This is a genomic window from Eubacterium sp. ER2 (genome assembly GCF_000765215.1).
GTDB classification, from domain to species: Bacteria; Bacillota; Clostridia; order Lachnospirales; family Lachnospiraceae; genus Claveliimonas; species Claveliimonas intestinigallinarum.
The window spans coordinates 149,451-174,603 of sequence record NZ_JPJE01000018.1 but is presented as its reverse complement, the minus strand read 5'-3'; the positions used below and the strand labels follow the sequence as shown (position 1 = coordinate 174,603).

The 25,153-nt window shown below is 53.7% G+C and carries 23 protein-coding genes and 1 pseudogene; 5 read left to right on the top strand and 19 right to left on the bottom strand.

Features of this window, described 5'->3' with window-relative positions:
• Positions 1-37 precede the first annotated feature (37 nt).
• Positions 38-1,378, bottom strand: a complete 1,341-nt coding sequence (locus tag NI21_RS0106900) for a replication-associated recombination protein A (protein WP_033125493.1) — start codon at positions 1,376-1,378, stop codon at positions 38-40.
• Positions 1,379-1,558: 180 nt separating this feature from the next.
• On the opposite strand from NI21_RS0106900, the gene NI21_RS0106895 reads away from it, so the two are divergent.
• Both NI21_RS0106895 and NI21_RS0106890 read left to right on the top strand, forming a co-directional pair.
• The gene (locus NI21_RS0106895) at positions 1,559-1,879 is read left to right on the top strand and encodes a FeoA family protein (RefSeq protein WP_081958001.1); all 321 of its coding nucleotides are present in this window, start codon (positions 1,559-1,561) and stop codon (positions 1,877-1,879) included.
• Positions 1,876-3,747 (top strand): ferrous iron transporter B, encoded by a 1,872-nt coding sequence (locus NI21_RS0106890; RefSeq protein ID WP_081958000.1) that lies wholly within the window; start codon positions 1,876-1,878, stop codon positions 3,745-3,747. Before NI21_RS0106895 ends, NI21_RS0106890 begins: the two co-directional genes overlap by 4 nt.
• Positions 3,748-3,890: 143 nt before the next feature.
• Here the strand turns inward: NI21_RS0106890 and NI21_RS0106885 are convergent, their stop codons facing one another.
• The 5 genes and pseudogenes from NI21_RS0106885 to NI21_RS0106865 form a co-directional block, all read right to left on the bottom strand.
• On the bottom strand, positions 3,891-4,508 hold the full coding sequence (locus NI21_RS0106885; RefSeq protein ID WP_033125492.1) for a flavodoxin family protein: 618 nt from the start codon (positions 4,506-4,508) through the stop codon (positions 3,891-3,893).
• Positions 4,509-4,529: 21 nt separating this feature from the next.
• Positions 4,530-6,425, bottom strand: coding sequence for an extracellular solute-binding protein (locus tag NI21_RS0106880; protein WP_033125491.1), 1,896 nt, complete (start codon positions 6,423-6,425; stop codon positions 4,530-4,532).
• Positions 6,422-7,264: an ABC transporter permease gene (locus NI21_RS0106875; protein WP_033125490.1), complete on the bottom strand. Its 843-nt coding sequence runs from the start codon at positions 7,262-7,264 to the stop codon at positions 6,422-6,424. The genes NI21_RS0106880 and NI21_RS0106875 overlap by 4 nt, the downstream gene beginning before the upstream one ends.
• Before the next feature lie 591 nt (positions 7,265-7,855).
• A pseudogene (locus NI21_RS0106870) lies at positions 7,856-8,842 on the bottom strand (ABC transporter ATP-binding protein); the annotation flags it as partial.
• A gap of 27 nt (positions 8,843-8,869) precedes the next feature.
• Complete coding sequence (locus tag NI21_RS0106865) at positions 8,870-9,403, bottom strand: helix-turn-helix domain-containing protein (protein WP_033125488.1); 534 nt, start codon at positions 9,401-9,403, stop codon at positions 8,870-8,872.
• 251 nt (positions 9,404-9,654) lie between these two features.
• Here NI21_RS0106865 and pepT point away from each other — a divergent pair, with 251 nt between their 5' ends.
• Positions 9,655-10,878, top strand: coding sequence for a peptidase T (gene pepT, locus NI21_RS0106860; protein ID WP_033125487.1), 1,224 nt, complete (start codon positions 9,655-9,657; stop codon positions 10,876-10,878).
• 102 nt (positions 10,879-10,980) lie between these two features.
• On the opposite strand, the gene NI21_RS0106855 is transcribed toward pepT, so the two are convergent.
• Complete coding sequence (locus tag NI21_RS0106855) at positions 10,981-12,081, bottom strand: Xaa-Pro peptidase family protein (RefSeq protein WP_147581172.1); 1,101 nt, start codon at positions 12,079-12,081, stop codon at positions 10,981-10,983.
• A 28-nt stretch (positions 12,082-12,109) separates the two neighbouring features.
• Entirely contained in the window at positions 12,110-13,405 is a 1,296-nt protein-coding gene (locus tag NI21_RS0106850; protein WP_052083992.1) for a nitrate/nitrite transporter, read from the bottom strand.
• Between the two features lie 371 nt (positions 13,406-13,776).
• Between NI21_RS0106850 and NI21_RS0106845 the strand changes: the two genes are divergently transcribed.
• Positions 13,777-14,496 (top strand): helix-turn-helix domain-containing protein, encoded by a 720-nt coding sequence (locus NI21_RS0106845; RefSeq protein WP_197052610.1) that lies wholly within the window; start codon positions 13,777-13,779, stop codon positions 14,494-14,496.
• A 103-nt stretch (positions 14,497-14,599) separates the two neighbouring features.
• Here NI21_RS0106845 and NI21_RS0106840 read toward each other — a convergent pair whose 3' ends face one another.
• The 6 genes from NI21_RS0106840 to udp all read right to left on the bottom strand — a co-directional run bounded on the left by NI21_RS0106840 (position 14,600) and on the right by udp (position 19,897).
• Positions 14,600-16,096, bottom strand: a complete 1,497-nt coding sequence (locus NI21_RS0106840; protein WP_033125484.1) for a Na+/H+ antiporter NhaC family protein — start codon at positions 16,094-16,096, stop codon at positions 14,600-14,602.
• A 49-nt stretch (positions 16,097-16,145) separates the two neighbouring features.
• On the bottom strand, positions 16,146-17,195 hold the full coding sequence (locus NI21_RS0106835) for an aldo/keto reductase (RefSeq protein ID WP_033125483.1): 1,050 nt from the start codon (positions 17,193-17,195) through the stop codon (positions 16,146-16,148).
• Positions 17,192-17,563: a TIGR04076 family protein gene (locus tag NI21_RS0106830; RefSeq protein WP_033125482.1), complete on the bottom strand. Its 372-nt coding sequence runs from the start codon at positions 17,561-17,563 to the stop codon at positions 17,192-17,194. The genes NI21_RS0106835 and NI21_RS0106830 overlap by 4 nt, the downstream gene beginning before the upstream one ends.
• A 403-nt stretch (positions 17,564-17,966) precedes the next feature.
• The gene (gene deoC / locus NI21_RS0106825) at positions 17,967-18,617 is read right to left on the bottom strand and encodes a deoxyribose-phosphate aldolase (RefSeq protein WP_033125481.1); all 651 of its coding nucleotides are present in this window, start codon (positions 18,615-18,617) and stop codon (positions 17,967-17,969) included.
• 24 nt (positions 18,618-18,641) lie between these two features.
• Positions 18,642-19,070 carry a cytidine deaminase gene (locus NI21_RS0106820; RefSeq protein ID WP_033125586.1) on the bottom strand — a complete coding sequence of 143 codons (429 nt, stop codon included), beginning with the start codon at positions 19,068-19,070 and terminating at the stop codon, positions 18,642-18,644.
• A 29-nt stretch (positions 19,071-19,099) separates the two neighbouring features.
• Entirely contained in the window at positions 19,100-19,897 is a 798-nt protein-coding gene (gene udp / locus NI21_RS0106815; protein WP_033125480.1) for a uridine phosphorylase, read from the bottom strand.
• 111 nt (positions 19,898-20,008) lie between these two features.
• Between udp and NI21_RS0106810 the strand changes: the two genes are divergently transcribed.
• The gene (locus NI21_RS0106810) at positions 20,009-20,380 is read left to right on the top strand and encodes a hypothetical protein (protein WP_033125479.1); all 372 of its coding nucleotides are present in this window, start codon (positions 20,009-20,011) and stop codon (positions 20,378-20,380) included.
• 68 nt (positions 20,381-20,448) lie between these two features.
• Here NI21_RS0106810 and NI21_RS0106805 read toward each other — a convergent pair whose 3' ends face one another.
• The 5 genes from NI21_RS0106805 to NI21_RS0106785 all read right to left on the bottom strand — a co-directional run bounded on the left by NI21_RS0106805 (position 20,449) and on the right by NI21_RS0106785 (position 25,090).
• Entirely contained in the window at positions 20,449-20,634 is a 186-nt protein-coding gene (locus tag NI21_RS0106805; RefSeq protein WP_033125478.1) for a hypothetical protein, read from the bottom strand.
• Positions 20,635-20,770: 136 nt separating this feature from the next.
• On the bottom strand, positions 20,771-21,796 hold the full coding sequence (locus NI21_RS0106800; protein ID WP_033125477.1) for a hypothetical protein: 1,026 nt from the start codon (positions 21,794-21,796) through the stop codon (positions 20,771-20,773).
• Positions 21,797-21,879: 83 nt separating this feature from the next.
• Positions 21,880-23,088 carry a MalY/PatB family protein gene (locus NI21_RS0106795; protein ID WP_033125476.1) on the bottom strand — a complete coding sequence of 403 codons (1,209 nt, stop codon included), beginning with the start codon at positions 23,086-23,088 and terminating at the stop codon, positions 21,880-21,882.
• A 54-nt stretch (positions 23,089-23,142) separates the two neighbouring features.
• Positions 23,143-24,156, bottom strand: coding sequence for an acyltransferase (locus tag NI21_RS0106790; RefSeq protein WP_033125475.1), 1,014 nt, complete (start codon positions 24,154-24,156; stop codon positions 23,143-23,145).
• 22 nt (positions 24,157-24,178) lie between these two features.
• On the bottom strand, positions 24,179-25,090 hold the full coding sequence (locus NI21_RS0106785) for a 4-hydroxy-3-methylbut-2-enyl diphosphate reductase (protein WP_033125474.1): 912 nt from the start codon (positions 25,088-25,090) through the stop codon (positions 24,179-24,181).
• Between the last annotated feature and the right edge of the window lie 63 nt (positions 25,091-25,153).

Sequence of the window (25,153 nt, the reverse complement as noted above, 5' to 3'; positions counted from 1 at the left end):
TTCCTCCTCATCCGTAATGATATACCTTTCTTCCATGTTATTCTGAACGTCCCTCTTTGTCAAGATGAGCTCTTTTCCATTTCTTGATCTTTTCCAGTCTGTCTCTCACCTGGCTCTCCTGCCCCTCCCCTGTGGGCTGGTAGTAGACGGTTCCCCTCATGGACTCGGGGAAACACTCCATGGCGGTCAGCTTCTCCTCACTGTCATGGGCGTACTCGTAGCCCTTTCCGTAATCCAGCTCCCTCATAAGAGCTGTGGGCGCGTTGCGAAGCTGCAGAGGAACCGGCTCAGCCTTTCCTGTCCGCACATCTCTTTTGCAGGCCTCGCAGGCCGTGTAGAGAGCGTTGGACTTGGGGGCCATAGCCAGATAGACCACTGCGTGAGTCAGATGCACATCGCACTCCGGCATTCCCAGAAAATGGCAGGCCTGGTAGGCGGCCACCGCCACCTGAAGAGCCTGGCTGTCCGCCATCCCCACATCCTCGCTGGCAAAGCGGATCAGTCTCCTCGCAATGTACAGAGGATTTTCCCCTCCCTCCAGCATCCGGCACATCCAGTAGATGGCCGCGTCCGGGTCGCTGTTCCGCATGGACTTGTGGAGAGCTGAGATCATGTTGTAGTGCTCCTCCCCTGTCTTGTCGTAGAGAAGGGACTTTCTGCTGATGCACTGCTCCATCCCCTCCCGGGTGACCAGGATGCCGTCCTCCTTTATCTCCCCGTTGAGAACCGCCATCTCCAGGGTGTTCAGCGCCGTCCTTGCATCGCCTCCGGCGAAGGCGGCGATGGCCTGGAGCTGCTCTTTTGTGATCTGCACGTTCTGTCCCCCAAAGCCTCTGGGATTTGTCAGGGCATTCTCGAGGAGGCGGAGCAGATCCCTCTCCTCCAGCGCTTTCAGGACAAAGACACGACATCTGGACAGGAGCGCGGCATTGATCTCAAAGGAAGGATTTTCCGTGGTAGCCCCAATGAGGATGATGCTGCCCTTCTCTACATAGGGCAGGAAGGCGTCCTGCTGGGCCTTGTTGAACCTGTGGATCTCGTCCACAAAGAGCAGGGTTCTTCTGCCCGCCCTGCGGCTCATCTCCGCCGCCTCCATCACCGAGCGTATCTCCCTGATCCCGCTGGTGACCGCGCTGAAATTGATAAACTCCGCATTGGTCCGCCCGGCGATGATACTGGCCAGGGTCGTCTTTCCCACACCCGGAGGTCCCCAGAAGATCATGGAGGAGATCTGATCCCTCTCTATGATCTGCCGGAGCATCTTCCCTTGTCCCAGCAGATGCTCCTGCCCCACAAAATCATCCAGCGTGTCCGGCCGCAGCCGGTTGGCCAGAGGAGTCATCTCCTCCCTCTGGTCAAACAATGTCATCTGTTCCATATGATAAATCGTCACCTCGTTTGTCTCTCATCTGCTATCTCGATACTCCACCATGTCTATCATAGCAAACATGTGTTCGCTTTGCAACTGCCTTTTTCTCCTCTCCTTCCGATGTGGCATTTTCCGGCAGGCAGCATAGGATAAAGTAACAACTCTCTGTCTTCTCAAGGTGAGCTTATCATGAACAGTACGCCATCCTATACATTTCCCTCCTCCCAGTCAGGCTCCCTGGCGGATCTTGCTCCGGGAATGGAAGGACGCATCCTGGGCTTCCGGGAGGGCTGCCGTCTGCGCCTTCGCCTGCTGGATCTGGGCTTTGTGCCCGGAACCCTGGTAAAATGCACGGGCAAAAGTCCTCTGGGAGACCCCTGCGCCTACCTGGTCCGCCGGACGGTCATTGCCCTGCGCAAAGCGGACGCCTCCCAGGTGAACATAGCATGGGAAGCTCCGTCCTCTGTCTCTGAAACCAGCAATGATCAACAAGGGGGAAACAGCAATTGAATCAGGAAAAGAAATGGACGATAAAGACAATCGCTCTTGCAGGAAATCCCAATGTGGGGAAAAGCACGCTCTTTAACGCTCTGACCGGCCTGCGCCAGCACACGGGCAACTGGCCCGGAAAGACGGTAGAGCTGGCCCGGGGCACAGTTCGCCACAAAGGCGTCCTCTATCAGATCACTGACCTTCCCGGATGCTATTCTCTTTTGTCCCACTCCCAGGAGGAGGAGATCGCGCGGGACTTTCTTCTCAGCCAGACCCCCGACCTGGTTGTGGCGGTCTGCGACGCCTGCTGCCTGGAGCGAGGCCTTCTCCTCGCCCTGCAGCTTTTGTCTCTGTCTGACCATGTGATCCTCTGCGTCAACCTCATGGACGAGGCCGCAAGGAGAGGGATACATATCCGGACTGATATTCTATCCACCCTTCTCGGCATCCCGGTGGCCGCCTGCTCTGCCAGAAGCCGTGGAGGGACAGCTCCTCTTCTCCGGGCTCTGGAGCAGTCATCCCAAAGCCCCGGCGGTAAGAGCAATCTTTCCGCCGCCCAAAAGCCTCCGGCACAGTCCGCCGACCTTGTCCGCCGCGCGGAAGAGATCTGCCGCCAGGCCGTGACCTTCGACAGTGCTGCCTGCGACAGAAGGGACCGGAAGCTGGACGCTCTGTTCACCGGGAGGATCACCGGATTTCCCATCCTCTTCCTCCTCCTTCTGTTCCTTTTCTGGATCACTGTCAGCGGCGCCTCCGTCCCCTCTGCCCTGCTGTCCGGCTGCCTTTCCTCCCTGGAGGGCAGACTCCTGTCAGCGGCGCAGAGCCTGGGGATTCCCTCCGCCCTGTACGAGCCGGCCATCTGCGGCGTCTACAGGGTCTCCTCCTGGGTGGTCTCCGTGATGCTGCCTCCCATGGCCATCTTTTTCCCCCTCTTCACCCTGCTGGAGGACAGCGGCTACCTGCCCAGGATCGCCTTCAACCTGGATCGGTGCTTTCAGAAATGCCGCACCTGCGGGAAGCAGGCTCTGACCATGTGCATGAGTCTTGGCTGTAGCGCGGTGGGCGTCACAGGCTGCCGCATTATCGACTCTCCGAGGGAGAAGCTGATCGCAGTCCTGACCTCCTGCCTGATCCCCTGCAACGGAAAGTTTCCCGCCCTCCTGACACTGATCACCCTGTTCGCCGCAGGCGGGCGCAGAGGCCCTGCCGCCTCCCTTCTGACCGCCTTCTGTCTGGCCGGCACTCTTTTGTTCTGCACAGGGGCAGCCCTCTTTGCCTCCTTTCTTCTGTCCAGGACGCTCCTTAGAGGCATGCCCTCCTCCTTCACTCTGGAGCTTCCGCCCTACCGGAGGCCTAAAGTCGGTCAGGTGATCCTTCGCTCCATGCTCGACAGAACCCTCTTTGTACTTGGCCGGGCTCTCACCGTAGCGGCTCCGGCCGGACTCCTCATCTGGGCTCTGGCAAATGTGCGGACGGGGGATGTCTCCCTCCTGGCCCGCCTGGTCGCCCTCCTGGATCCCCTGGCCCGGATTTTTGGACTGGATGGGACAATTCTCACAGCCTTTATCCTGAGTCTTCCGGCAAACGAGATCCTGATCCCCCTCATGCTCATGATCTATATGGGAAACAGCTCCCTGCTGGACATCGCAGACCCTCAGATCATTTTCTCCGTATTTGCCGAAAACGGCTGGACTTGGCAGACCGCTCTTTGCACGGCCCTCTTCCTCCTCATGCACTGGCCCTGCGCCGCCACCTGCCTGACCATACACAAAGAGACAGGCAGCCTGAAATGGACGCTGGCGGCCGTCCTTCTGCCTACCGGGATGGGGCTTCTGGCCTGCCTTCTGTGCCGCCTGCTCTTTGACTGCCTGCCATATCCTATATGATCCGGAACTCCTTCCGCCTTCCCCGACAGAACCTGTGCCGGCAAAAGGAAGCCCGGGAAGGGCGCTCTCCAAAGATGCGCTCCTCTCCCGGGCATTTTCTGTTCCTATACTGTTCTCCCTGCTATGCTGCCGCAGGAAATCTATTACCGCACAAAATTAGTGAACTGGCTGGCTTCCTTCTCCGGCAGGCCGTACTCCTTTTTGCCGAGGGCGATGCTCTTCATGAGGAAGGACATGTTCCTGGCCAGAGTGCGCATAGTCTGCAGCCCCTCCGGATCCTGGGCTGCCTCACCGGGCACCTGCCCGTGGACGCTGTTCCAGTACTGGCTGGAGGCCACCGGCATGCCGCAGATAGTGAAATACTTGTTCAGCTCGTCAAAGGTGGCTGACAGGCCGCCTCTTCTTGCCACTACCACACTGGCTCCCACCTTCATGGTCTTGTCAAAGTGGGTGCTGTAGAACAGGCGGTCCAGAAAGGCGACAAGCGTGGCGTTGGCTGACGCGTAATACACGGGGCTTCCCACCACGAGGCCGTCACATTCCTCAAATTTGGATGCCGCCGCATTGACTTCATCGTCAAAGACACACTTGCCCTTGTCGCCGCAGGAGCCGCAGGCAATGCAGCCCCTGATATCTTTATTCCCGATATGGAGGATCTCTGTCCCGATGCCCTCCCCGTCAAAAATCTTCTTCATCTCCTCCAGGGCCGCAGCCGTATTTCCCTTTGCGTGGGGGCTGCCGTTGATCAATAAAACCTTCATGTCTCATTTTCCTCCTCTGTCTTAATCTGCGTTGCTGGCCGCAATCTTTACCCGGCTCCACAGATCGCTGATAATCTTCTTTGTGTGCTCATTGTAGACAAACACCTCATCATTTTCATTGTCCGTCCTGGGGATGTAGGCGTTGATGCCCTCAAAATCCCCGCCCTCGCCGGACAGCACATCCATGACCTCCTGGTTGGCGGATGTGTACCCAACATAGCTGGAGTTGTCGTAGGCGCCGTCATAGTCGCTGGCAAAATTGATGAAAGCGTGGGCCAGCTCCGGGTTCTTGGCGTTCTTCGGGATGACCATGGCGTCGGACCAGAGGTTCGTGCCGCTCTCCGGCATGAAATACCCCATATCCTCATTCTCCGCCATGACGTAGGTGGCGTCCCCCGAGTAGATCAGTCCCAGCGCCTTGCGCCCCTGAGCCATATTGTCGATGATCTCGTCTGTGACGATCTCTGTATCCATGGTCTCCACACACCGCACAAGCCAGTCGTAGGCCTCCTGCAGCTCTGATTCGTTCTCCGTGTTCATGGAGTAGCCCAGAGCCTTGAGGGCCATCATAAAGGAGTCCCTCTCGGAATCATACAGGTACACATCTCCCTTGTATTTCTCGTCCAGGAAAATGTTGTATCCCTCTTGTTCCAGATCTTCGATGTCTACCTTTGTCTTGTCGTACACGATCCCCACCGTGCCCCAGAAATAGGGGACAGAGTAGTCGTTGTTCGGGTCGTAGGGCAGTCCCAGAACCGCGTCGGAGAGCTTGTCGAAGCAGTCCAGCTTGGATTTGTCCAGCTTCTGCAGATATCCTTCCTGGATCAGGCGCTGGATCATATAGTCGCTGGGCACCAGCAGATCGTAGGACTCTCCGTTTGCCACCTTGATGTACATCTGCTCGTTGGAGTCAAAGTTCTCCATGACAACTGTGGCTCCGGTCTCCTCCTCAAAGTCGCCGATGATGTTCTCACCGGTGTACTCTCCCCAGTTGTAGATGTGCAGTGTCTGCCCCTCAAAGGGCCGGTCTGTCCCGGCTCCCCCTCCTGCCCGGAAGGCAAAGAGGCCGATGACAAGAGCGCAGCATACAGCCACAGCGGGCACAAACCTCCTGCGCCTTCCCATCTCCGCCTTCCTGCTCCTTTTGGCCGCCAGGACAGGAGCTACATTGATGACCACGAGCACGATGGTGATGATCACCACCACCAGGGTGGACACGGCGTTGATGCTGGGGTTGACTCGCTTGCTCATGGTGTAGACCACGATACTTAAGTTCTTCACGCCCCGCCCTGTCACAAAATAGGAAATGATAAAATCATCCACCGACATGGTGAAGGCGATGAGCGCTCCCGATACAATACCGGGCGTGATCTGGGGCACGATCACCTTTGTCAGCGCCCGGAAGGGGGTGGCCCCCAGATCCATGGCCGCGTCCGCCAGGTTGGGATCCAGGGACCGGATCTTCGGCATGACGGACAGCATGACGTAGGGGATACAGAAGGCGATGTGTGCCAGCAGCATGGTCATATAGCCCTTCTCCACGTTAAAGGTGATGAAGAGGAGCATAAAGCCGATGGCTGTCACGATCTCCGGGTTCATCATGGGCAGATTGTTTACCTGCTCCATGATATTCCGCACGATCTTCTTTGAGCTGGAAAGTCCGATGGCTGCCACTGTTCCCACCACTGTGGAGATCAGCGTGGCAATGATGGCAACGCTGAAGGTGGTATAGAGGGCTGTCATCATATCGCTGGACTCCAGCATGTGCTGATACCAGCGCAGGGAAAAGCCTGTAAAGCTGGTCAGCGATTTTCCCTCATTGAAGGAAAAAACAATCATATAGAGAATGGGGAGATAGAAAAACGCGATCATCACGATCATCAGGATCTTCCCAAAGGGGCGTCGGTTCTTTTTCATGCTCTCTCCCCCTTTCCTCCCTGGTTGTGGAGCTCAATCTTGCGCACCGCCATCATAAGCAGCATCATGATCACCGCCATGATCATGGAGATGGCGCTTCCGAAGTTCCACTCACCGACTGTGATAAACTGGTTCTCGATCATATTTCCGATGAGGAAATACTGCCCGCCGCCCAGCAGCTTCGGGATAAAGAAGGAGCTGACCGCCGGCAGGAACACCAGTGTGATGCCGTTGATGACGCCCGGCAGGGACAGCGGCAGCGTCACCCGCCCGAAGGTCTGCACCGGGCTGGCTCCCAGGTCCGCGCTGGCCTCCAGGAGGGAGTGATCCATCTTGGACAGGGAGGTCTGGATCTGCAGGATCATAAAGGGCAGGAAATTGTAGACCATGCCCAGCAGAACAGACCCTTCTGTATAGAGGAGCTCCACGTCCCCGAGACCGAACAGGCCGAGTATTCTCTGGATGATGCCCCCCTCGCTGAGAAGTCCGATCCAGGCGTAGGTCCTCACCAGCATGTTGATCCACATGGGAATGGTAATGCACAGGATCAGTATATTCTGCACCTTCTCCCGGCTCCTGGCGATAAAGTACGCCACAGGGTAGCCCAGGATCAGGCAGATGATGGTGGTCTTCACAGCGATCACAAGGGAGCGCCACAGGATCAGCAGGAAATCCGGATCCGTGAAGAACTTCACATAGTGTTCCAGTGTAAAGGAAAAGGATATGATGCTGTTTCCCGGCTCCATAAAGGAGTACATGGCGATCAGCGCCATGGGGAGCACCAGCATCAGCGCGGCCCACACGATGTAGGGCACTGCCAGTGTTGAAAATCTTTTCATCTAAAATACCTCCCTGGACATGACATGGATATCCTCCGGGAAGAAGGTGAGTCCCACCTGCTGTCCCTCCTGGGTGTAGTCTGTGGTGTGGATCTTGAACTCCCGGCCTGTGGTGGAGAAGGTGATCCGGTAGACGCCCTCCTTCACGTTTTCCGGCTCGAAATCGTAATCTACGCCAAGATCCACAGACTCGTCCTCGTTGCTCAGCTTCCATCCCTGGGCGCCGGCCCATGTCTTCAGATCCGTGTCCAGAGCCTGGGACTCTGTGATCTCATCCACAGTCTTGAAGAAATTGAAGGCCATAACGCCCTCATTTGCCTTCTCGTTCTTGACAAAGGGCTGGTCCACCACATAGATGGTCTTCTCGATACTGGTGCCGCCTGATGTGGTAAAGGTGACGGGATATTTCCCTTCCTCCTTTTCCAGGCTGTACTCCACCTTCGCGATGGAGATGTACTCATCTGTCTCGGGATCCCAGGCCTGGGCGTTGGACAGGGCGATAATCTCCTTGTCGTCCAGCTCCTCCACATCGTCGATATCCACATAGAAATCGTTGGCGCTGATCATCTCTTTTCCGTCCTCGCTCTTCACATCCTGGTTCCTTATGACGCGCATGTTGACCGTCACGCTTGTGCCGGGCACAGTCTCCACCATGATCTCATAGTGAACGCCCTTAAAGAGCACGCTTAAGACCTCCCCGGTCATCTTGCCGTCCTTCACATCCACTATGTCGATATCCTCCGGCCGGATGACCACGTCCACAGGCTCATTTTCCTTAAATCCAAAATCCACACAGTCAAAGGTGATGTCGTCAAACCGCACCCTGTAATCCTCCACCATAACCGCCGGGATGATGTTGCTCTCCCCGATAAAATTGGCCACATACCGGTTGGCGGGCTCATTGTAGATATCCTGGGGACTTCCCACCTGCTGGATCTCGCCGTTCTTCATGACCACGATCTTGTCGGACATGGTCAGCGCCTCCTCCTGGTCGTGGGTGACAAAGATGAAAGTGATCCCTACCTCCTGCTGGATCCTCTTCAGCTCGTACTGCATTTCCTTTCGAAGCTTTAAGTCCAGGGCGGCCAGAGGCTCATCCAGAAGGAGCACCTTTGGCTCGTTGACGAGAGCCCTTGCAATGGCTACCCTCTGCTGCTGCCCGCCGGACAGGAGGGTGGTATTCTTGTCCTCAAAGCCCTCCAGGCCGATAAGCTTTAACATCTTCATCACCTTCTGATCAATGACGTCCTTGCTCATCTTCTTGATCTTCAGCCCGAAAGCGATATTTTCGTACACGCTCAGGTGGGGAAAAAGAGCGTATTTCTGGAACACTGTGTTCAGCTCCCGCTCATAGGGCGGCTTCTTGCTGATTTCCTCCCCGTCGAAGATGACAGACCCCTCGTCCGCGTCCAGAAATCCTCCCAGGATTCGCAGCAGGGTGGTCTTTCCGCAGCCGCTTGGTCCGAGCAGAGTGACAAACTCATTTTCATATATATCCAGATTGATCCCCTTCAGTACGATCTGCCCGTCGAAATTTTTCACAATGCCTCGGAACTCTATCAGTTTTTTCTCTTCCATCTCACTTCTCCTTCCTGTAAGAACATGCTAGAACATGGGCGGCGTCGTGATCCAGAGCACTCTGGCATCACTGCTGCCGTGGTTGTACAGATAGTGGCTTGTGGTCCCGTCTAGGTAAAAGGTCTCCTTTGCCTTCACCTTGTACTTCTTGCTCCCCTGTACAATGGTCACGCTTCCCTTGAGCACATATCCGAATTCCTGGCCCTGGTATGCGGACATGATCTGGCTCTTTTTGCGCGGGTGCAGCGTCAGGATGATCGGTTCCATCTGGTTCTTCTGGGCATTGGGGACGATCCACTCGATGGTGCAGTCCTCCCGCTCGTCCACAAAGAAATCCTCCACGGGAAAGACGATCTGCTTTTCCTCCTCCTCCCGGAAAAATTCAGACAGACTGCTGCCCAGGGCTTCCAGGATGTCCTCCAGCGTCGCAATACTGGGGGTTGTCAGGTTCCTCTCCACCTGAGACAAAAAGCCCTTTGTCAGCTCGCTCCTGGAGGCCAGATCCCCCAGAGTCAGGTCGTTCTGCAGCCGCAGCTCCTTTAGCTTCTTTCCGATATCCACACCGCACCTCCTGTTTTCTAATACTATACTTTTCGTTAAAAATTAATGAACCTCCTCTATTATACATAGCTATGGCAGAAATGCAATAGCTTTTGACAAATTTTTATCTTTTCTGCCTGCCGTCCTTCTTGTCCGCTTGACGCCCCTGCCTCACAGAGCTAGAATAAAAGGGCAGCCAGACCGCGGAATCCACGCTTATCGCGCGGATCCTGAGCGGTCTTTGACACAGACAAGGAAAGGAAGAAACGACCATGAAAGCCTTTGAAAGACTCTTAAAATATGTAGTCATCCCCACACCAAGCGATGAGGGCAGCGGCACATCCCCCTCAAGCGCCTGCCAGTTTGACCTGGCAAACATCCTGACAGAGGAGATGACGGCCCTTGGCATCCAGGACGTGCGCCTGGATGAGCACTGCTACGTATACGGCCGCATCCCCGCCACACCGGGATATGAGAGCTGCCCGAAGCTTGGGTTCATCGCCCACATGGACACGGTCAGCGACTACTGCAGCGCTCCCATCCGTCCCGTCCTCCACGAGAACTACGATGGGAGGGATCTGCCCCTGGGCACAAGCGGACGCACGCTTACTGTAAAAAATTTCCCTCACCTGCCGGACCTGGCGGGGCGCACTCTCATCACCTCGGACGGAAATACGGTGCTGGGTGTGGACGACAAGGCCGGGATCGCTGAAATCCTCACCATGGCAGAGCGTCTGCGGGATGAAAGCATCCCCCACGGCTCCATCTCTATCGCTTTCACCCCTGATGAGGAGATCGGCACGGGAGCCTCCCATTTTGACGTGGAAGGCTTTGGGGCGGACTACGCCTACACTCTGGACGGGGACACAGAAGGGGAGATCCAGTACGAGAACTTTAACGCCTGCAAAGCCGACTTTGAGATCACCGGATTTGCGGTCCACCCCGGCTCCTCCAAGGACACCATGATCAACGCCTCCCTGGTGGCCATGGAGATCAACCAGCTTCTGCCCGGCATGGAGACTCCCAGGGGCACGGAGGATTACGAGGGCTTCTACCACCTCACGGGCATGTCCGGGGACGTGGCCTCCGCCCGGCTCCACTACATTGTCCGGGATCACGACGAGCACCTCTTCGAGGCGAAAAAGCAAACCCTCCGGCTGATTGAAAAAGACCTGAACGAGAAGTGGGGTCCGGGCACAGTCAGGCTCACCATCACGGACCAGTACAAGAACATGGCAGGCGTCATCGCGGACTGTATGCACCTCATTGAGAACGCCAGGAAGGCCTGCCAGCTTGCGGGAGTCACGCCCCGGATCCTGCCCATCCGGGGCGGCACGGACGGGTGCCAGCTCAGCTTCATGGGGCTGCCCTGCCCCAACCTGGGAACCGGCGGCCACGCCTACCACGGTCCCTACGAGCACACCACCGTGGAGGGCATGGACCAGGCCGTGGCCGTACTCACGGAGCTGGTGAAGCTGTATGGGCAGATGCGGTAGCTTTGAGAGTGTAAAGTCAAACGTCACATATATATACTCTTCCACACGCAAAACGAAAACCCCGGAGGTGTGCTAGACCTCCGGGGTTTTCCTGGCTCATTATTAATCATTTCCTACAATCTGCAGGTCTTTTGGATATTTGGTCAACACTTCGCATCCATCCTCTGTCACGATGACAAGATCCTCTATCCTTACACCAACATCATCCTTTAAGTAGATACCTGGCTCAATAGAGAAGCACATTCCCGGCTCAGCGATGAGATCGCATGAAGCGCTTGCTTCCGGCGGCTCATGGACGGTCATGCCAACGCCATGACCTGTACGCGTGAGGAATTTATCTCCATATCCGGCATCAGATATGACTTTCCTGGCAGCCGCATCAATGTCAGACATTTTCACACCCGGCTTTACAAAATCTATTGCAGCCTGCTGGGCCTTCTTGACAATTTCGTATACCTTCCTGTGTTCTTCTGTGACAGATTTATAAAATACGGTTCTTGTCATATCGCACCAGTAATTATTGATCGGAGCCCACAGATCAAACAGAACGGCATCGCCTTCCTTTAACGTTTCTCCTGCCACTGCTCCGTGATGCGGCTCAGCCGCATTTTTCCCGTAGCATACATATTGAAGCTGCATGTCCTGCACAGCACCATGCTCTTCAAAGAACTCCTCGATCATGTCGGAAAGCTGTTTTTCATCTAAGGCGGGATCAATATGGTTGATGGCAAACTCAACAGCCATATCATTTACATGAGCGGCCTGCCTCAGAAGCTCTCTCTCCTTCTCGTCCTTCCTGGCCTTGCACCAGTCTACACAATCTGACCCAATTACAGGGATGAGGTCGTCTCTTTCCTGCAGAACAGAAATCGTATGTTTCGAGGCCCAGTTTTTATCAAATCCAACCTTTCCCGGCTCCAGTTCCTTCGCTATAAGCGCATACGGATTTTCCCCGTCCGCATAGTAATGCATTGTCATTCCGTCCATCGGATCAAAGCAGAACAGGTTATTCATAAAAGCATGGATTTCCCCATTGTCCTTGATCAAAATGGCTCCGCATCTTTCCATAGGATTTACGAAGCGCCCGGTCAGATAGAAAATAGACGGATCATCACCCACCAGGATCTGTTTTAATCCTACTGTTTTCATGTTGCTGATTACGTTCTGTACTCTCTGTTGATCTAACATTTTTCTTTCCTCCAATCCTTTCCAGATACAAGACGTTCAAAAGTTACTTATTTTTGTCTTCTTTTCTCAGCCGTGCAAGCTCAGCTCTACGCTCCTTTGTACATGCTCTGAAAATGAGACAGGCGATAAATCCAATAGCGAGAAGTACCAAAAAGCCGCCAAACATGTAACGGTATCCAAGCACACCGTCAAATGTAGAAAGGCACCATCCATTAAACAGAGGCATCACACTTTCAGCGCCATAGCCAAGCGGCGTTATGATAAATGTTGCCGCGCCCATCGTCTCAACCGGATAGCTTCCTTCCTCCATAACGGCATAATGCAGAGCCTGAGCTGAATACATGGACATACACAAAATGGCAATAAACAAAATCAGCAGCCACATAAAATTCATGGACTGGGGCATCAGCATCAGACCGGCCACACCAACCATCATCAGTGCTATATCTGCCAGCATCATGGCGGACAATCCTTTTCGGTCCGCTATCTGGCCGCCAATCCAACAGCCCGCAAATCGAAATCCATTTGCCGCATATCCCATAATACCTGCCAAAGCTGCTGACATACCGAAGGCCGCTGTACAGTAAGGCACAACATATGTATAGCTTATAATAACACCGTATGTAGCAAACATGATGATGACCAGCATCCAGGTTGTAGGCATTTTAAGCGCATGAAGCACTTCCCGTCCAAAGTTGGATTTTTTCTCGCCTTTCTCCTTTGTAAAGTCAGGCAGTCTGTTCCTGAGTGCGAAATAGCAGATAATACCTACGATAATAGCCTCTAAATCATAAAATATGATAAGTCCGGTCATACCTGCATGATCACCTACCACGCGGCAGGCCGCAGTAAAAGCTGCCATGATCACAATACCGGATGCAAAGTTTAAAATACCACGCCCCATGTCAAACAGAGCATATCCCCTTGCCTGCTCTTCCGGCCGGCTTAAGCTTCGCAGAACCTTCATAAGGGGATTCCAGAAGGTCAGTATTGTCGTGATTCCCCATATTGCGTAAACAGCTACATGTACAGGAAATGGCGGTTTTAAAAGAAGAATTAATCCAGCTACTCCTGTTACGATCAGAGATCCAGGGACAACAATCTTCAGCGGAGCCCGGTCTGCCACCCAGCCTCCTAAACAGTATCCCACGATTGCCAATGCTCCATATGCGCTTCCCAGCATACCCATCTGCATATCATTAATACCAAAGTATGCTAAATATGCGTCATAATAGTAGCTGCGAAAATATGGCAAAAGATAAACACTCATTCCTGCCAGAGCAATCAACAGAATGATAATTCTGTTTTTCTTATATCCTGCCTGGGTGTTCTGCTCCATATCACATTCCTCCTTCTCTCGTATCTTGCTTTCCTTTTCTGTGTTGCGATTCCTCTTTACATATCTGCAGGTATACTTTTTAAAAGGATGTTTTAAAGATCTTTGTTATATTATAAACAAACTTTTATCCCTTTTCTATTCATCAGAATTCTCCTCAAAATCCACTTTATTTATTATTTTTTTCTCTAAACGAAATTTTTTATTGTTTTTGTCTATTAAAATTTAAAATAAACCTATTTTTTAATTATTTTCACTTTCATAAGCATTTTAAATCAATCTTTGTTGTGTTTTTATCAATTAACAGATAAAATAATAAAAACACATCAATGTTCCAGCAAAACCAGATATTATTGTTGAAAAGGGGGATTTTTGTGTTAGTAAGTCAGAAAATTGGAGAAAGAATTAAATTTTTCCGCAGGCAGCGTCATCTTTCGTTAGAAGAATTTTCCAAGCTTATATTAAAAAGTCCTTCCACATTATCCAAATATGAATCCGGAAAAATTGTATTAGATATAGAAACTCTTTTTGAAATAGCAGACGCTTTGAACATAACAGTAAACCAGCTTGTGGATTTCGACAGGTCAGCAGCTCCGACGAATACCAATTTTCTTTCAGCAGGCAATTTCTTTCAGCAGTCGGATCTCTTTTATATGTATTCCTATTTCGGAGTGGACAAAAAATTTTATGTATGTGCTCTGAAAATTGTAAAGGACAAATATGAAACAGAAAAAACCAGTGACAAAATCATTTTATATTACGATATTGAAAGCACAAAAAACTATTCGAAATCAGCTTTCATTTACTATGGCAGTATAAACTATTATGATTCACATGTCACAATGCGACTGGATAATCCCCACAATGTTTCGGATCAGATCTATATTTATGCGAAATCTCCCTTTCATACCCATGGGACATCCAATGGACTTTTATTGGGACTTTCCGAGTCGCTCCGCAGTCCCACCTCTTTTAAGGTTATCTTTTCCTTAAGTCCCTTAAAAGAAGATTCCAAGCTGAAAAGTGAACTGACCATCTCCACCAAAGACATTCTTTCAGAAATCCGGCGCACCAATTGTCTGCTGATATATTGATCGAATATGGTTGAGGTATGCTGAAAGAGGAAATAATAAAATGGGCGGCTGACAAATGAACCCCCGGCAACTATCCGGGGGTTCTCTCCAATCATTTTCTTCCTTAAGCCTCCAGGGCGCTCTTCCGCCCGGCCGCCTTCTCTCCTGTCAGGGTCTTCGCTCTAACAGGCTCGCCGTTCTCCCCCTCAAAATCTCTGCCCCATCCTGTGATGACAGAAAAAAGAAGGACGAGAAACAGCATCATGCTGTAGAACATGCTGCCTCCCACCTGTGTGACGGTGAGGGGCGCCGCTATGTCGTAGCCCTCTGTCAGGGAGGTGCCTATGAAGACAAACACGCTCAGGAAGGGCACATTCAGCACAATGGCATTGGCAAAGCCGTCCAGCAGGTTGGCCCGGCGGTATGGATGAAGCCCGGCCCGCTTGCCGATCTCATTCTGGATCTTTCCAAAGGTCGCCATGGATGCGCTGGTCACCCCGCCGAAGATCAGAGTGGTGACGGAGATGCCAAGCATCATGGCCACCTCCGCACCTCTTGCGCTCTTTCCGAGGCGGCTCGACAGGATTGTCTCCGCGATCCGGTCCAGGACGCCTGCCGCTGTGAGCACACCCATGATGCCGTACACGGAGAGCACCAGAACTACCGTAGCCATCATACCGCTGATGCCGTCTGTCAGAAATCCTGCCGGGGCCCCGTCCTGAATGGAGATCACGTCACCAAAGGTGAGAAGTCTGAATGCCAGGCCGATCACTGTGCCCAGAAGGATGCCGGCTGTGATGGCCTTGTAAATGTTTCTCGTCTTCACCGCGAGCACCAGCATCACCGCCACAGGTATGAGCATGATCAGGGTGGACGGGTTCATATTTCCGGCCAATATCTCCTCCCCTCCTGTCCCTGCTGTTCCGCCTCCGCCAAAGGCCCAGAACAGAGCGAAGGACAGAGTGGCTGCCACAAGGGAATATTTCAGGCGGGTGGACACGCATCCTCCCACATCCGCGGTTCCCGGCCGGTTCCTGTACTCCTGGGTTCCGGCTGAGATGATGGTGGTATCCGAGATAGGCGCCAGATTATCGCCGAAGATGGCGCCGCCCACAATGGCTCCGGCCAGCACTGGTGCATTGCTTCCCAGCAGGATGCCTGCCGGGTAAAAGATAGGGAAGCAGGTAAACATGGTTCCCAGGGAGGATCCTGTGGCCGTGGCTATGACACAGACGGCAAAAAAGGTAAATGCCGTAAAGAGCCCGCCGCTAACATGAAAGTAGTCTGCCAGCCATACAAAGCCGGAAGAAATATCAGCGGCCTTGATCATAGAAGCGAACATGCCGATGATCAGAAGAAGGATGCCGATGGACACCGCCTCCTTCGCTCCCTCGTAGACCGCCTCCCAGAAACGGTCATACTGTCCTTTCTTAACAAACACAGCGCCCACGAGAAGCCCCACAAAGGCTCCCATGGCAAGCGCGTACATCTCAAACGCCTTAAAGACGACAAAGTACAGGATACAGAAAAAGAGGAAGATCGCCACCGGCAGAAAAGCCATGCCCCATCCGCCGCGAAATTCCAGTCTTTCCCTTGTCTGCGTGTTTCTCTGCTGCTCCATGATAATACCTCCTGTTCCTATGATCTGTATGTCTGTGTGTATCTCTCTCCTACTCTTCCTCGCTTAAGTTCATCCACATGATGCTCCTGTACTTGGAGCCCACGGTCCTCTCCTGCTGGAAGGGCTCCCCCTCTACTGTAGGGTACTGCTCAAGGAAGCTCCGGATCCTCTGTATATCTTCCCCGGAGAGTTCAAAAGAAAAGATCCGCATATTGTCTTCCACGTGGCGGCTGTTCCTGACGCCAATGATGGCTGCTCCCACACCCTCCTGGCTCAAAATGTACCGGGACGCCACCTGGGATATGCCTACACCGTATTTCTCCGCGATATCCTTCAGTATGAGAAGAAGCTGCTGGTAGCCGTCCCAGCCAAGGGAGTCCTCGATGACCTGCATATATTTCACCTGGGACCTTGTCTCCGGCTCCTCCATCTTCTTCCCGATCCATCTCTCTGCCAGGAATCCGCCGGACAGGGTTCCGTAGCAGAGCATAGGAATGTGATGCTGCTTCAGGTAATCCAGATATCCCTTCTCCGGCCTTCTGTCAAACACGGAGTATTGGGTCTGGCTTGTAACTACCGGAATTCCCGCGTCCACCAGCTCTGCCAGGTGGGCTGTATCGAAATTGGTGACGCTGATATTGCGGATCTTTCCCTTCTCCTTCAGCCTGCACAGATACCCGGCTGTCTCCACGCATCCCGGCACATCGTAATCCCACCAGTGGAACTGCACCATGTCCAGCACGTCCCGGTTCAGTCTTCTAAGGCTCCTGTCAATGATCTTCTCCGTGTACTGGAAATCCACTTTGTCCAGCATATCCAGATCCGGTACGTATTTTGTGTGGATCTGGATGTCTGCCGGGGAGACGCCTCTGCCATTTTTCAGCTCCAGCACGAATTTTCCCAGGAACTCCTCCACCCCTGTGTAGATATCGCCGCAGTCAAAGGTAGTAAATCCTCTCTCCGCCAGCATGTGGAAGGCCCGCATCACGTCGTCAAAATCCAGATCATTCTTGATGCTGTGTCCCTCCGACAGCTGCCAGCACCCGTTGATCACTCTGCTTATCTTATAGCCTTCTGTAAGTTCGATCTTCTCTGTCATAGTCTGTCTTCTCCTTTTTCTGTCTTTTCATTTTCTTCCCTGTAGAGAGGTTCCACTGTACACGCGCCGTGGCTGAATTTCCGTTTCCCGATACGGGTAATCTTAAATCTTGCCCCGCAGTTCGGGTCCGGACAGGCGATGACGCTGTCCGAGAGCATCCAGTCATTCTGATCCAGCACCCGCTGCTTTGCGGGAAGCAGGGGGAGCAGCGCGCTCAGGGCGTACATGGAAAAGGAATTGTTTTCCGGAAAGACAAGATTTTCTCCGATCACCAGAAAATAGTCTCCCTCCCTGTGGCTGCACACCATGGGCTTCTCCGACCCGACCACTTCCACCTTCAGGTCATAAAGCATAAAGCTGTCATCCATTTTCTCACCTCCAGACTGTCTTTCCCTGCATCCGGCTGACAGATTTCCTGCAAAAGTAAAGCCCGAAGGACTTTCCTGTAAAATAAAAAAACCTGTCCCTGAAAATACTTCAAGGACAGGTAAAAACCTGCGGTACCACCCTGTTTGACATATCCCATAGATATGCCCACTCTGCCGGAATGCCATCACATCCCTGGCCCTCTAACGCTGGCCTTGCGTCTCGGCTACTCGGAAGCTCTTCCTTTCACATCGCCCTCCGGGGCCCACTTACTGCCACTGACATCTCTTCGGCTTCCACCATCCCGAATTCGCTGCAGACCGTTTGGCAATACAACTTCCCCGTCTCCGGTTTATGGTAGTTAGTATAGCACCGGACACACTTGTCTGTCAATTTATTTTTTTATCAACTGTTTTTCATCAGCTTTACCAGCCTGCTTGTGCCCAGCCGGTCAGCCCCCAGCTCCAGGAACCTCTCCGCATCCTCAAAGGAGCGGATGCCCCCGGCCGCCTTGACCTTCACTCCTTCTCCCACATGCTTTCTCAGGAGCTCCACGTCCGCAAAGGTGGCTCCGCCGCTGGAAAATCCGGTGGATGTCTTGATGTACTCCGCACCGGCTCTTGTGACGATGTCACACATGGCGATCTTCTCCTCCTCTGTGAGGAGGCAGGTCTCGATAATGACCTTCAGGATCCTTCCCTGGCATGCCTCGTGCACCCTGCGGATCTCCTCCTCGATCTCATCGTATCTCTTATCTTTGAGGGCCCCCACATGGATCACCATATCGATCTCCGACGCTCCGTTGGCGACAGCGTCCCGGGCCTCATAAGCCTTGGCCTGCGCGGTGCTGTATCCGTTGGGGAAGCCGATCACCGTACAGATGGGAAGCCTCCCTTCCACATAATCTGCCGCCCGCTTTACATAGGCCGCCGGGATACAGGCGGAGGCGGTCCTGTAGGCGACCGCGTCGTCCAGTATCTGCCGTATATCCTCCCAGGCAGCGTCCTGGGCCAGCAGCGTGTGGTCTACATGGCTTAATATTTCCATCCTGTCCATTCTCTTTTTCGTCCTCTCTTTCTACTAATCCTTCTTCTCCAGATTGCCTGGCCCAAAGCCCCGGGGCAGCAGATCCTTCAGCTTATACACCTGATAGTCCTCCGCTCCCCTGGCCAGTATGATCTCAAATTCCTCCGGGGAGCAGAACTCCATCATGACCTGCCTGCACACCCCGCAGGGAGCCGTGTAGTCTGTCGGCACGCCGTCCATGCCTCCCACAATGCAGATAGCCCGGAAGTGGCGCTCTCCCTCGCTGACTGCCTTGAAAAAAGCGGTTCTCTCCCCGCAGTTGGTGGGGGTGTAGGCGGCGTTTTCAATGTTGCATCCTGTGTAGATCCTTCCCTCCTTGGTTAGAAGAGCCGCCCCCACTTTAAAGTGAGAGTAGGGTGCGTAGGCCTTCTCAAGCTGAACCATAGCCGCGCTGATCAGCTCCTGTATCTGTCCTTTATCCATTTGCTTTTTATCCACCTGTCCTCTTTCTGTCACTTTTTCTCCTCCCTGCCGGCCTGTCGCCCGGCCCGGATCATCCTGCGCAGAGCCTCCACAGCAGTCCGTACAGCTGTGTCTGTGTCGTGGACCACCGGATTTTCCAGCCCGGCCTTTGCCCGCTCCTGGTTAGCCATGACAAGAAAGCAGGAGCCCACCCTGACGCGGAGCGCGCTGGCCACCACAAAGAGAGCCGCCGACTCCATCTCCGAGGCCAGGCAGCCCAGGCGCTTCCAGGCCTCCCACTTGTTCAGAAGCTCATAGCTGACCGGCTTTGTCTCCGGCGCGTGCTGGCCGAAAAAGGAGTCCTTGCACTGCACCACGCCCACATGGCAGGGATACCCAAGCTCCTCCGCCGACTCTATAAGCGCGTTGGTGATCCCTATGTCCGCCACCGCCGGGAACTCAATGGGAGCGTACTCTCTGCTGGTTCCCTCCATCCGGATGGCGCCGCTGGCGATCACAATGTCCCCGCTCTTCACATCAAGCTGCATGCCGCCGCAGGTGCCCACTCTGATAAATGTGTCCGCCCCTGCCATAACCAGCTCCTCCATGGCGATAGACGCCGACGGGCCGCCGATGCCGGTGGAGGTAACGCTCACCTTCTCCCCCTCCAGATAACCGGTGTAGGTCACATACTCCCTGCTGTCCGCGATCAGCTTCGGACTGTCAAAATATTTCGCGATCTTTTCGCACCGCTTGGGATCCCCGGGGAGGATCACATATCGTCCCACATCCCCCTCTCCCACCTGGGTGTGATACTGCTTCTGTGCGTTTTCCGAGTAATTAATCATTGCTTTCACCTCTTTCTGTGTTATAATTTTACATCATAGGTCGAGGTGCTGTCAGTATCTTTTTGAAAGAGTTGAAGCCTGATATCCATTTTCCCCAGGGAGGCGGTGTAAATGAAAGCAAAGAAAAAACGACTGCTGTGTCTTTTGGCTGTGGTCATCCTGCTGTTTCTGCTTATTTTCTGGTTAAACCCAACTGTATTTGCCAGGGACGGCCTGCTGACACGGCTTCCTGTGGACGACTATCTGGTCCAGTGGGACGCGGGCTCCACCAGGCGCCATGACGCTGATATTGACACTCTCTGGCTCTTCTGCATCAGCTCCGGGGATGTGTCCGTTCAAAGAGAAGAAATGTATGAGGGATACGATGTGGAGGTAGAACAGGTCATGCCCTTCCTGTACAGGTGGAAGCGCACGTTCAATGACACTGTCTTCCGGGTCACTGTGGGAGACCGGAAATACTATTTTACCATCGTCTCTGCCTAACAAAAAAACTCTGTGCAGATCCGATGTTTTTCATCTGCACAGAGTTTTCTTTCCAGCTGCCGCCCGCTCTATGACGGCTCGATCCCTTCCACTTCAAATCTGGTAAGCCACGGGTACTCTATGTAATTCACGGCTATTTCCTCCGAGGTCTTCACCCCTTCCGCGGGGTAATACACATTACCGACCTCGCTCTCTGCGGCCACATAGCCCTTCGCCTCCATGGCCTCCCTGTCCTCTCGGGTAAAACTTACCACGATCTCCTTATACGGAGGCGCGCATCAGCTGGTGTACTCCTCCACGCCAAGCACAAGGTCGCTCCAGCCCAGCCTTTCCATATATGCCCTGGCCTGGTCATTCAGCTTTACCATCATTCCGGATCACGCTCCCTTTTTAATAGTATGAGCCAAAGCCCGAACCGAAGCCTGAGCCAAGGCCGCTCATAGCGCTTCCAATCATAGAAGTCAGCATGTCAGCTGCCATCAGGTAGAAAATGACATACAGAACAAGCGCTGAGATCACCTTCACGATAAAAAACGCGTACACTCTTCTGTCATCGTCCCCCTGCGCAACCGACCGGTAAGCCCCGTACTGGACATAGGGCAGGATCAGACCGCCGAACGCAAGGACAAAGGCGGAGCCGGTGAGGAAAAACGGAGCCAGCAGGCCTGCCACGATGGCGATAATCCCGTCGTAGAGCGCCCGGCTTCCCACCACGCAGAACATGGCGTTTATGTTGGTGCTGCCCTTAAACATGCCGGCGAACGCATTCAGGAGCACAGCCTCCAAGGCGTCAATTCCCACGGTTAAAAGGAGAGTGAGTATGATCAGCTTAAAATAAGGCATCTGTATCATACCGTTAGAGATTCCGGAAATCCTGGATGCCGCGATCAGGACAATGATCAGGATGATCAGCGCCTTCAGGCCGATCAGCTCCAGACCCACCAGCGGGGAGTTGCCCGCGGCTATCCTTCTTGTCTCTGTCACTGGGCGCTTCAGGATGGGAAGAACCTCCCGGAACATGTTCCTGGCTCCCGCCATGGCCTGGGCTCCCATCTGCTTCATCTGCTGGCTGTTCATGCCCGCCCACTGGGACTGCTGGCCGCCGTTCATGCCCTGTCCGTACTGCTGATTACTGTTCATGCCCTGGTTATACTGCTGGTAATTCGCTCCCTGGTATTGCTGCTGCCCGCCTGCCGCCTGATTTTGCTGCTGGCCGCCCTGATAATTTGTGTAGGGTGCGCTCTGCTGGCCGCCGTTCATGCCCTGATTATACTGCTGACTGCCGCTCTGCTGCTGGCTCCCTGCTCCGGGAGCAGCCGTGCTCTGGCTCTGTGCAGTATTCTGGTTCTGCTGCGTGCAGTTGCAGACCTCGCCTTCTTCCAGTCTTCTTCCGCATTGTGTACAAAATCTTGCCATTTCTTCGTCCCCTTCCTTCTCATTTCTGATAGTTTTATTGTAGTAAGATTGTCGGATCTTGTCAATCTTCGGCCTAAAAGTATTCAGTCACAGAAGACGTACCTGGCCAGGCGCTCAAAGGCCTCCTGCACTCTGGAAAAAGGCAGCGCCAGATTGATACGGACATGGCAAGGGCCATGGAACATGCGGCCGTCCTGAAGCCCTACGCCCACATCCCAGGCCGCCCGCTCCACATCCTCGATCGTTTTCCCGTGCTCCCGGCACCACTTTGTACAGTCCACAAAAAGCATGTAGGTGCCTTCCGGGCGGCTGACCTCCAGGCCCTCCAGCCGGTCCTTGATAAACCGGCAGGCATAGTCCACATTTCCGGTGATGACCTGGCGCAGCTCATCCACCCACTCGCGGCCTTCCTGCCTGTAAGCGCCGATGAGGGCGTGCATGGACAGTACGTTCATACTGTTGTAGTGACTGAGGGAAGACTCCTTTGCGATCCGGTCTCTGATATATGGATTATAAATAATGTGATAGCTCCCGATCAGGCCGGCCAGATTAAAGGTCTTGGACGGCGCGTAAAAGGCGGCGGTGCGCATCTTCGCATCCTCCGACACGCTCTGTGTGGGAATGTGCCTGTGTCCCTCCAGGATAATGTCTGACCAGATCTCATCCGAGACGACCATGACGTCGTATTTCCTGTAGAGCTCCATGGCCTTCTCGATCTCCCAGCGCTCCCACACGCGGCCGCATGGATTGTGGGGAGAGCAGAAAATGGCCGCGTGGATTTTATGTTCCGAAAGCTTTCTCTCCATGTCCTCAAAATCCATCCGCCAGACATTCTTCTCGTCCTTAACCAGCGGGGAAAGGACTATGTTGTAGCCATTGTCTGTCAGGCAGCCGGTAAAGCCAATGTAGGTGGGAGAATGGAGGAGTACATTGTCTCCCCTGGAGCAGAACGCGTTTATGGCGCTGACCACGCCGCCAAGCACGCCGTTTTCATAGCCGATACAGGCAGGCACAAGATCCGTGACACCGTTTCTGTCTCTGTGCCACCGGATCACTGAGTCATAGTAGGCGTCACTGGGGGCAAAATACCCGAAGGCCGGATGCTTCGCCCGCTCTGTAATCGCCTCCACAACAGTGGGGACAGTCGCGAAATTCATATCCGCCACCCACATAGGGATAAAGTCGAATCCCTCCTTCGGCGGCGTGGGGGCCATGGGATTGGCACCCAGGGCATCGACGGCCAGGGCGTCCTTCCCCGACCGGTCCATGATGGAAGTAAAATCGTATTTCATAAATCTTCTCCTTTGCTGCGTCAGTTTTTCTGTGTATCTATTCTGCCTGCGGTATCAGGTGATCTTCCGTCCAAGCTTCGTCCTTCGCAGCAGCCAGACGCACAGGAAGGATACGGCTGTGATACTCGCCACAAGCGCCGGCACCGCGATCCAGGCGGACAGATCGTAGGGCTCCATATGCTTTTTGTAATTGTCCAGGAACAGGATATGGATGAGATAGATCCCAAAGGAGCACCCGCAGAAGAGATCTATGACCCTTTTTGCCCTCTCACCGGGCCGCAGGCTTCCACCTCTCAGCCTGAGCATAACGAGGAAAAACATGGCAGAGGCCAGCACGATAAAGGGCATGCCATAGGTAAGGGCTCCCTCGTAGTGATCCCCCTGTACCACCGTCGCGGCCAGCGTGATGCCAAAGGAGGCGGCAAGACTCGCAGCGCATACCGCTGCTGCCGCCCTCTGGCTGAGGCGAATGCGGGCCCTGTACTTATAGAGATAGTAGCCCGCGTACAGGTAATAGACATAGACCCGGTCCCCGATCAGAGGCGGGTCGTAGTAAAATTCGCCGTGCATCAGCCAAAGCAGGTAATTGGCAATGACCGTCCCTGTAGTCACTACAAAAAAGGCTTTCTCCAGCTTTACGCTGAAGTTCCTGCACATCACCTGCAGGAACGGGAGGACCAGGTAAATGGGTATCATGGCATACAGATACCACAGATGCGCCTCCACAGGCTCATAGAGGATCGTCCGCAGGTCAAAATCTGACTTCATGTAAAAGGTATTCCACAGATAGTAGACCAGACTCCACACCACCAGCACGGTAAAAAACCGGATCAGTCTCTTCACATGCTTCTCAAGAGGCTCATCCCTCCCCATGAGCAGCGCCCCGGTGATCATGAAAAAGCAGGGCACGCTCACTCTGGCCGCCGTGTCCACCACAAGCGAAAAGAGGTATTCACTGTCCGGGATCTCCCCGTAGCCGCGGCAGAAATAATTGCTCACATGTATGGCGATCACCAGGACAAAGGACACCATGCGTATCAGTTCCAGGTTATAATTCTTTTCTCTCATCAGGTTCCCTTTCTATGACCGGTCAGTCAAGAATTTTCGTCAGGTCAGTGGCTGGCTTCCGGTAAGTGGCGGGATCAGTTTCCTCAAACTGTTCCAGAAATCCAATGACCTGGTTTGTCAGATAGGTGGGGGTGGACGCCCCCGAGGAGACAGCGGCCTTTCTCTTCCCTCTCAAAAGCTCCACATCCAGATCCTCCAGGCTCTCTATCATGTAGACCTCCCGTTTCTCCCGGGCGATGGCGGCCAGCTTCTGGGTGTTATTGGAGTGGGGATCCCCCACGATAAACACGATATCCACATCCTCGTCCATATTTTTGATGGCCTCCTGCCGGATCTTGGTGGCTGTACATGTCTCCTTCTCGACGAGTACGTAAGGCAGCAGCTTTTCCGCATATTCGCATAGCTCCTGCACATCGTACAGGGACATGGTAGTCTGGTTTGTGATGACGTAGGACCTGCCCGGATCTATGCCATCAAGGTCAGATTTGCTGGTAATAAGGTGGACCCTTTCCGCGTCGATAGAGACAGCCCCCTCCGCCTCCGGGTGCCCTGCCTTTCCAAAATATAATACCTCAAAGCCCTCTTGCAGCCTCGTCTTGATCACATTATGGGTCTTGATCACATCCAGGCAGGAGGCGTCGATGACGTGGAGTCCCTTGCCGCGAGCTTTTTCAAACACCTGATCGCTGGCCCCGTGGGCCGTGATGATCACAGTCCCCTCATCAATCTCATCCAGAAGCTCCAGACGTGTCTTCCCCGGATGATCAATGGTCTCAATGCCCATCTCCTTCAGGGCATCCACAATGTACTGGTTATGGACGATCATGCCCAGGATGACGATGGGCTTCTTTTCGTCCTTTGCCTTTTTTGCCATCTCTATTGCACGCACAACGCCCTTGCAGTATCCCCTGGGGGTTATCGCTTTGACCTGCATCTTTCTTCTCTCCTGTTCACTCTCATAAATTCTTCTGATATTTTGCCGGATTTTATGCCGACG

What these genes read in the sequence shown, in the direction of transcription:
- NI21_RS0106840 (WP_033125484.1), bottom strand. Translation starts at nt 16,096, where the DNA reads ATGGAGCAGCAGAGAAACACGCAGACAAGGGAAAGACTGGAATTTCGC.
- NI21_RS0106850 (WP_052083992.1), bottom strand. Translation starts at nt 13,405, where the DNA reads ATGGAGCAGAACACCCAGGCAGGATATAAGAAAAACAGAATTATCATT.
- NI21_RS0106885 (WP_033125492.1), bottom strand. Translation starts at nt 4,508, where the DNA reads ATGAAGGTTTTATTGATCAACGGCAGCCCCCACGCAAAGGGAAATACG.
- NI21_RS0106875 (WP_033125490.1), bottom strand. Translation starts at nt 7,264, where the DNA reads ATGAAAAGATTTTCAACACTGGCAGTGCCCTACATCGTGTGGGCCGCG.
- NI21_RS0106900 (WP_033125493.1), bottom strand. Translation starts at nt 1,378, where the DNA reads ATGGAACAGATGACATTGTTTGACCAGAGGGAGGAGATGACTCCTCTG.
- NI21_RS0106790 (WP_033125475.1), bottom strand. Translation starts at nt 24,156, where the DNA reads ATGAGAGAAAAGAATTATAACCTGGAACTGATACGCATGGTGTCCTTT.
- NI21_RS0106880 (WP_033125491.1), bottom strand. Translation starts at nt 6,425, where the DNA reads ATGAAAAAGAACCGACGCCCCTTTGGGAAGATCCTGATGATCGTGATG.
- NI21_RS0106800 (WP_033125477.1), bottom strand. Translation starts at nt 21,796, where the DNA reads ATGGCAAGATTTTGTACACAATGCGGAAGAAGACTGGAAGAAGGCGAG.
- NI21_RS0106785 (WP_033125474.1), bottom strand. Translation starts at nt 25,090, where the DNA reads ATGCAGGTCAAAGCGATAACCCCCAGGGGATACTGCAAGGGCGTTGTG.
- deoC (WP_033125481.1), bottom strand. Translation starts at nt 18,617, where the DNA reads ATGGACAGGATGGAAATATTAAGCCATGTAGACCACACGCTGCTGGCC.
- udp (WP_033125480.1), bottom strand. Translation starts at nt 19,897, where the DNA reads ATGATTAATTACTCGGAAAACGCACAGAAGCAGTATCACACCCAGGTG.
- NI21_RS0106820 (WP_033125586.1), bottom strand. Translation starts at nt 19,070, where the DNA reads ATGGATAAAGGACAGATACAGGAGCTGATCAGCGCGGCTATGGTTCAG.
- NI21_RS0106830 (WP_033125482.1), bottom strand. Translation starts at nt 17,563, where the DNA reads ATGGATGACAGCTTTATGCTTTATGACCTGAAGGTGGAAGTGGTCGGG.
- NI21_RS0106810 (WP_033125479.1), top strand. Translation starts at nt 20,009, where the DNA reads ATGAAAGCAAAGAAAAAACGACTGCTGTGTCTTTTGGCTGTGGTCATC.
- NI21_RS0106795 (WP_033125476.1), bottom strand. Translation starts at nt 23,088, where the DNA reads ATGAAATACGATTTTACTTCCATCATGGACCGGTCGGGGAAGGACGCC.
- NI21_RS0106895 (WP_081958001.1), top strand. Translation starts at nt 1,559, where the DNA reads ATGAACAGTACGCCATCCTATACATTTCCCTCCTCCCAGTCAGGCTCC.
- NI21_RS0106835 (WP_033125483.1), bottom strand. Translation starts at nt 17,195, where the DNA reads ATGACAGAGAAGATCGAACTTACAGAAGGCTATAAGATAAGCAGAGTG.
- pepT (WP_033125487.1), top strand. Translation starts at nt 9,655, where the DNA reads ATGAAAGCCTTTGAAAGACTCTTAAAATATGTAGTCATCCCCACACCA.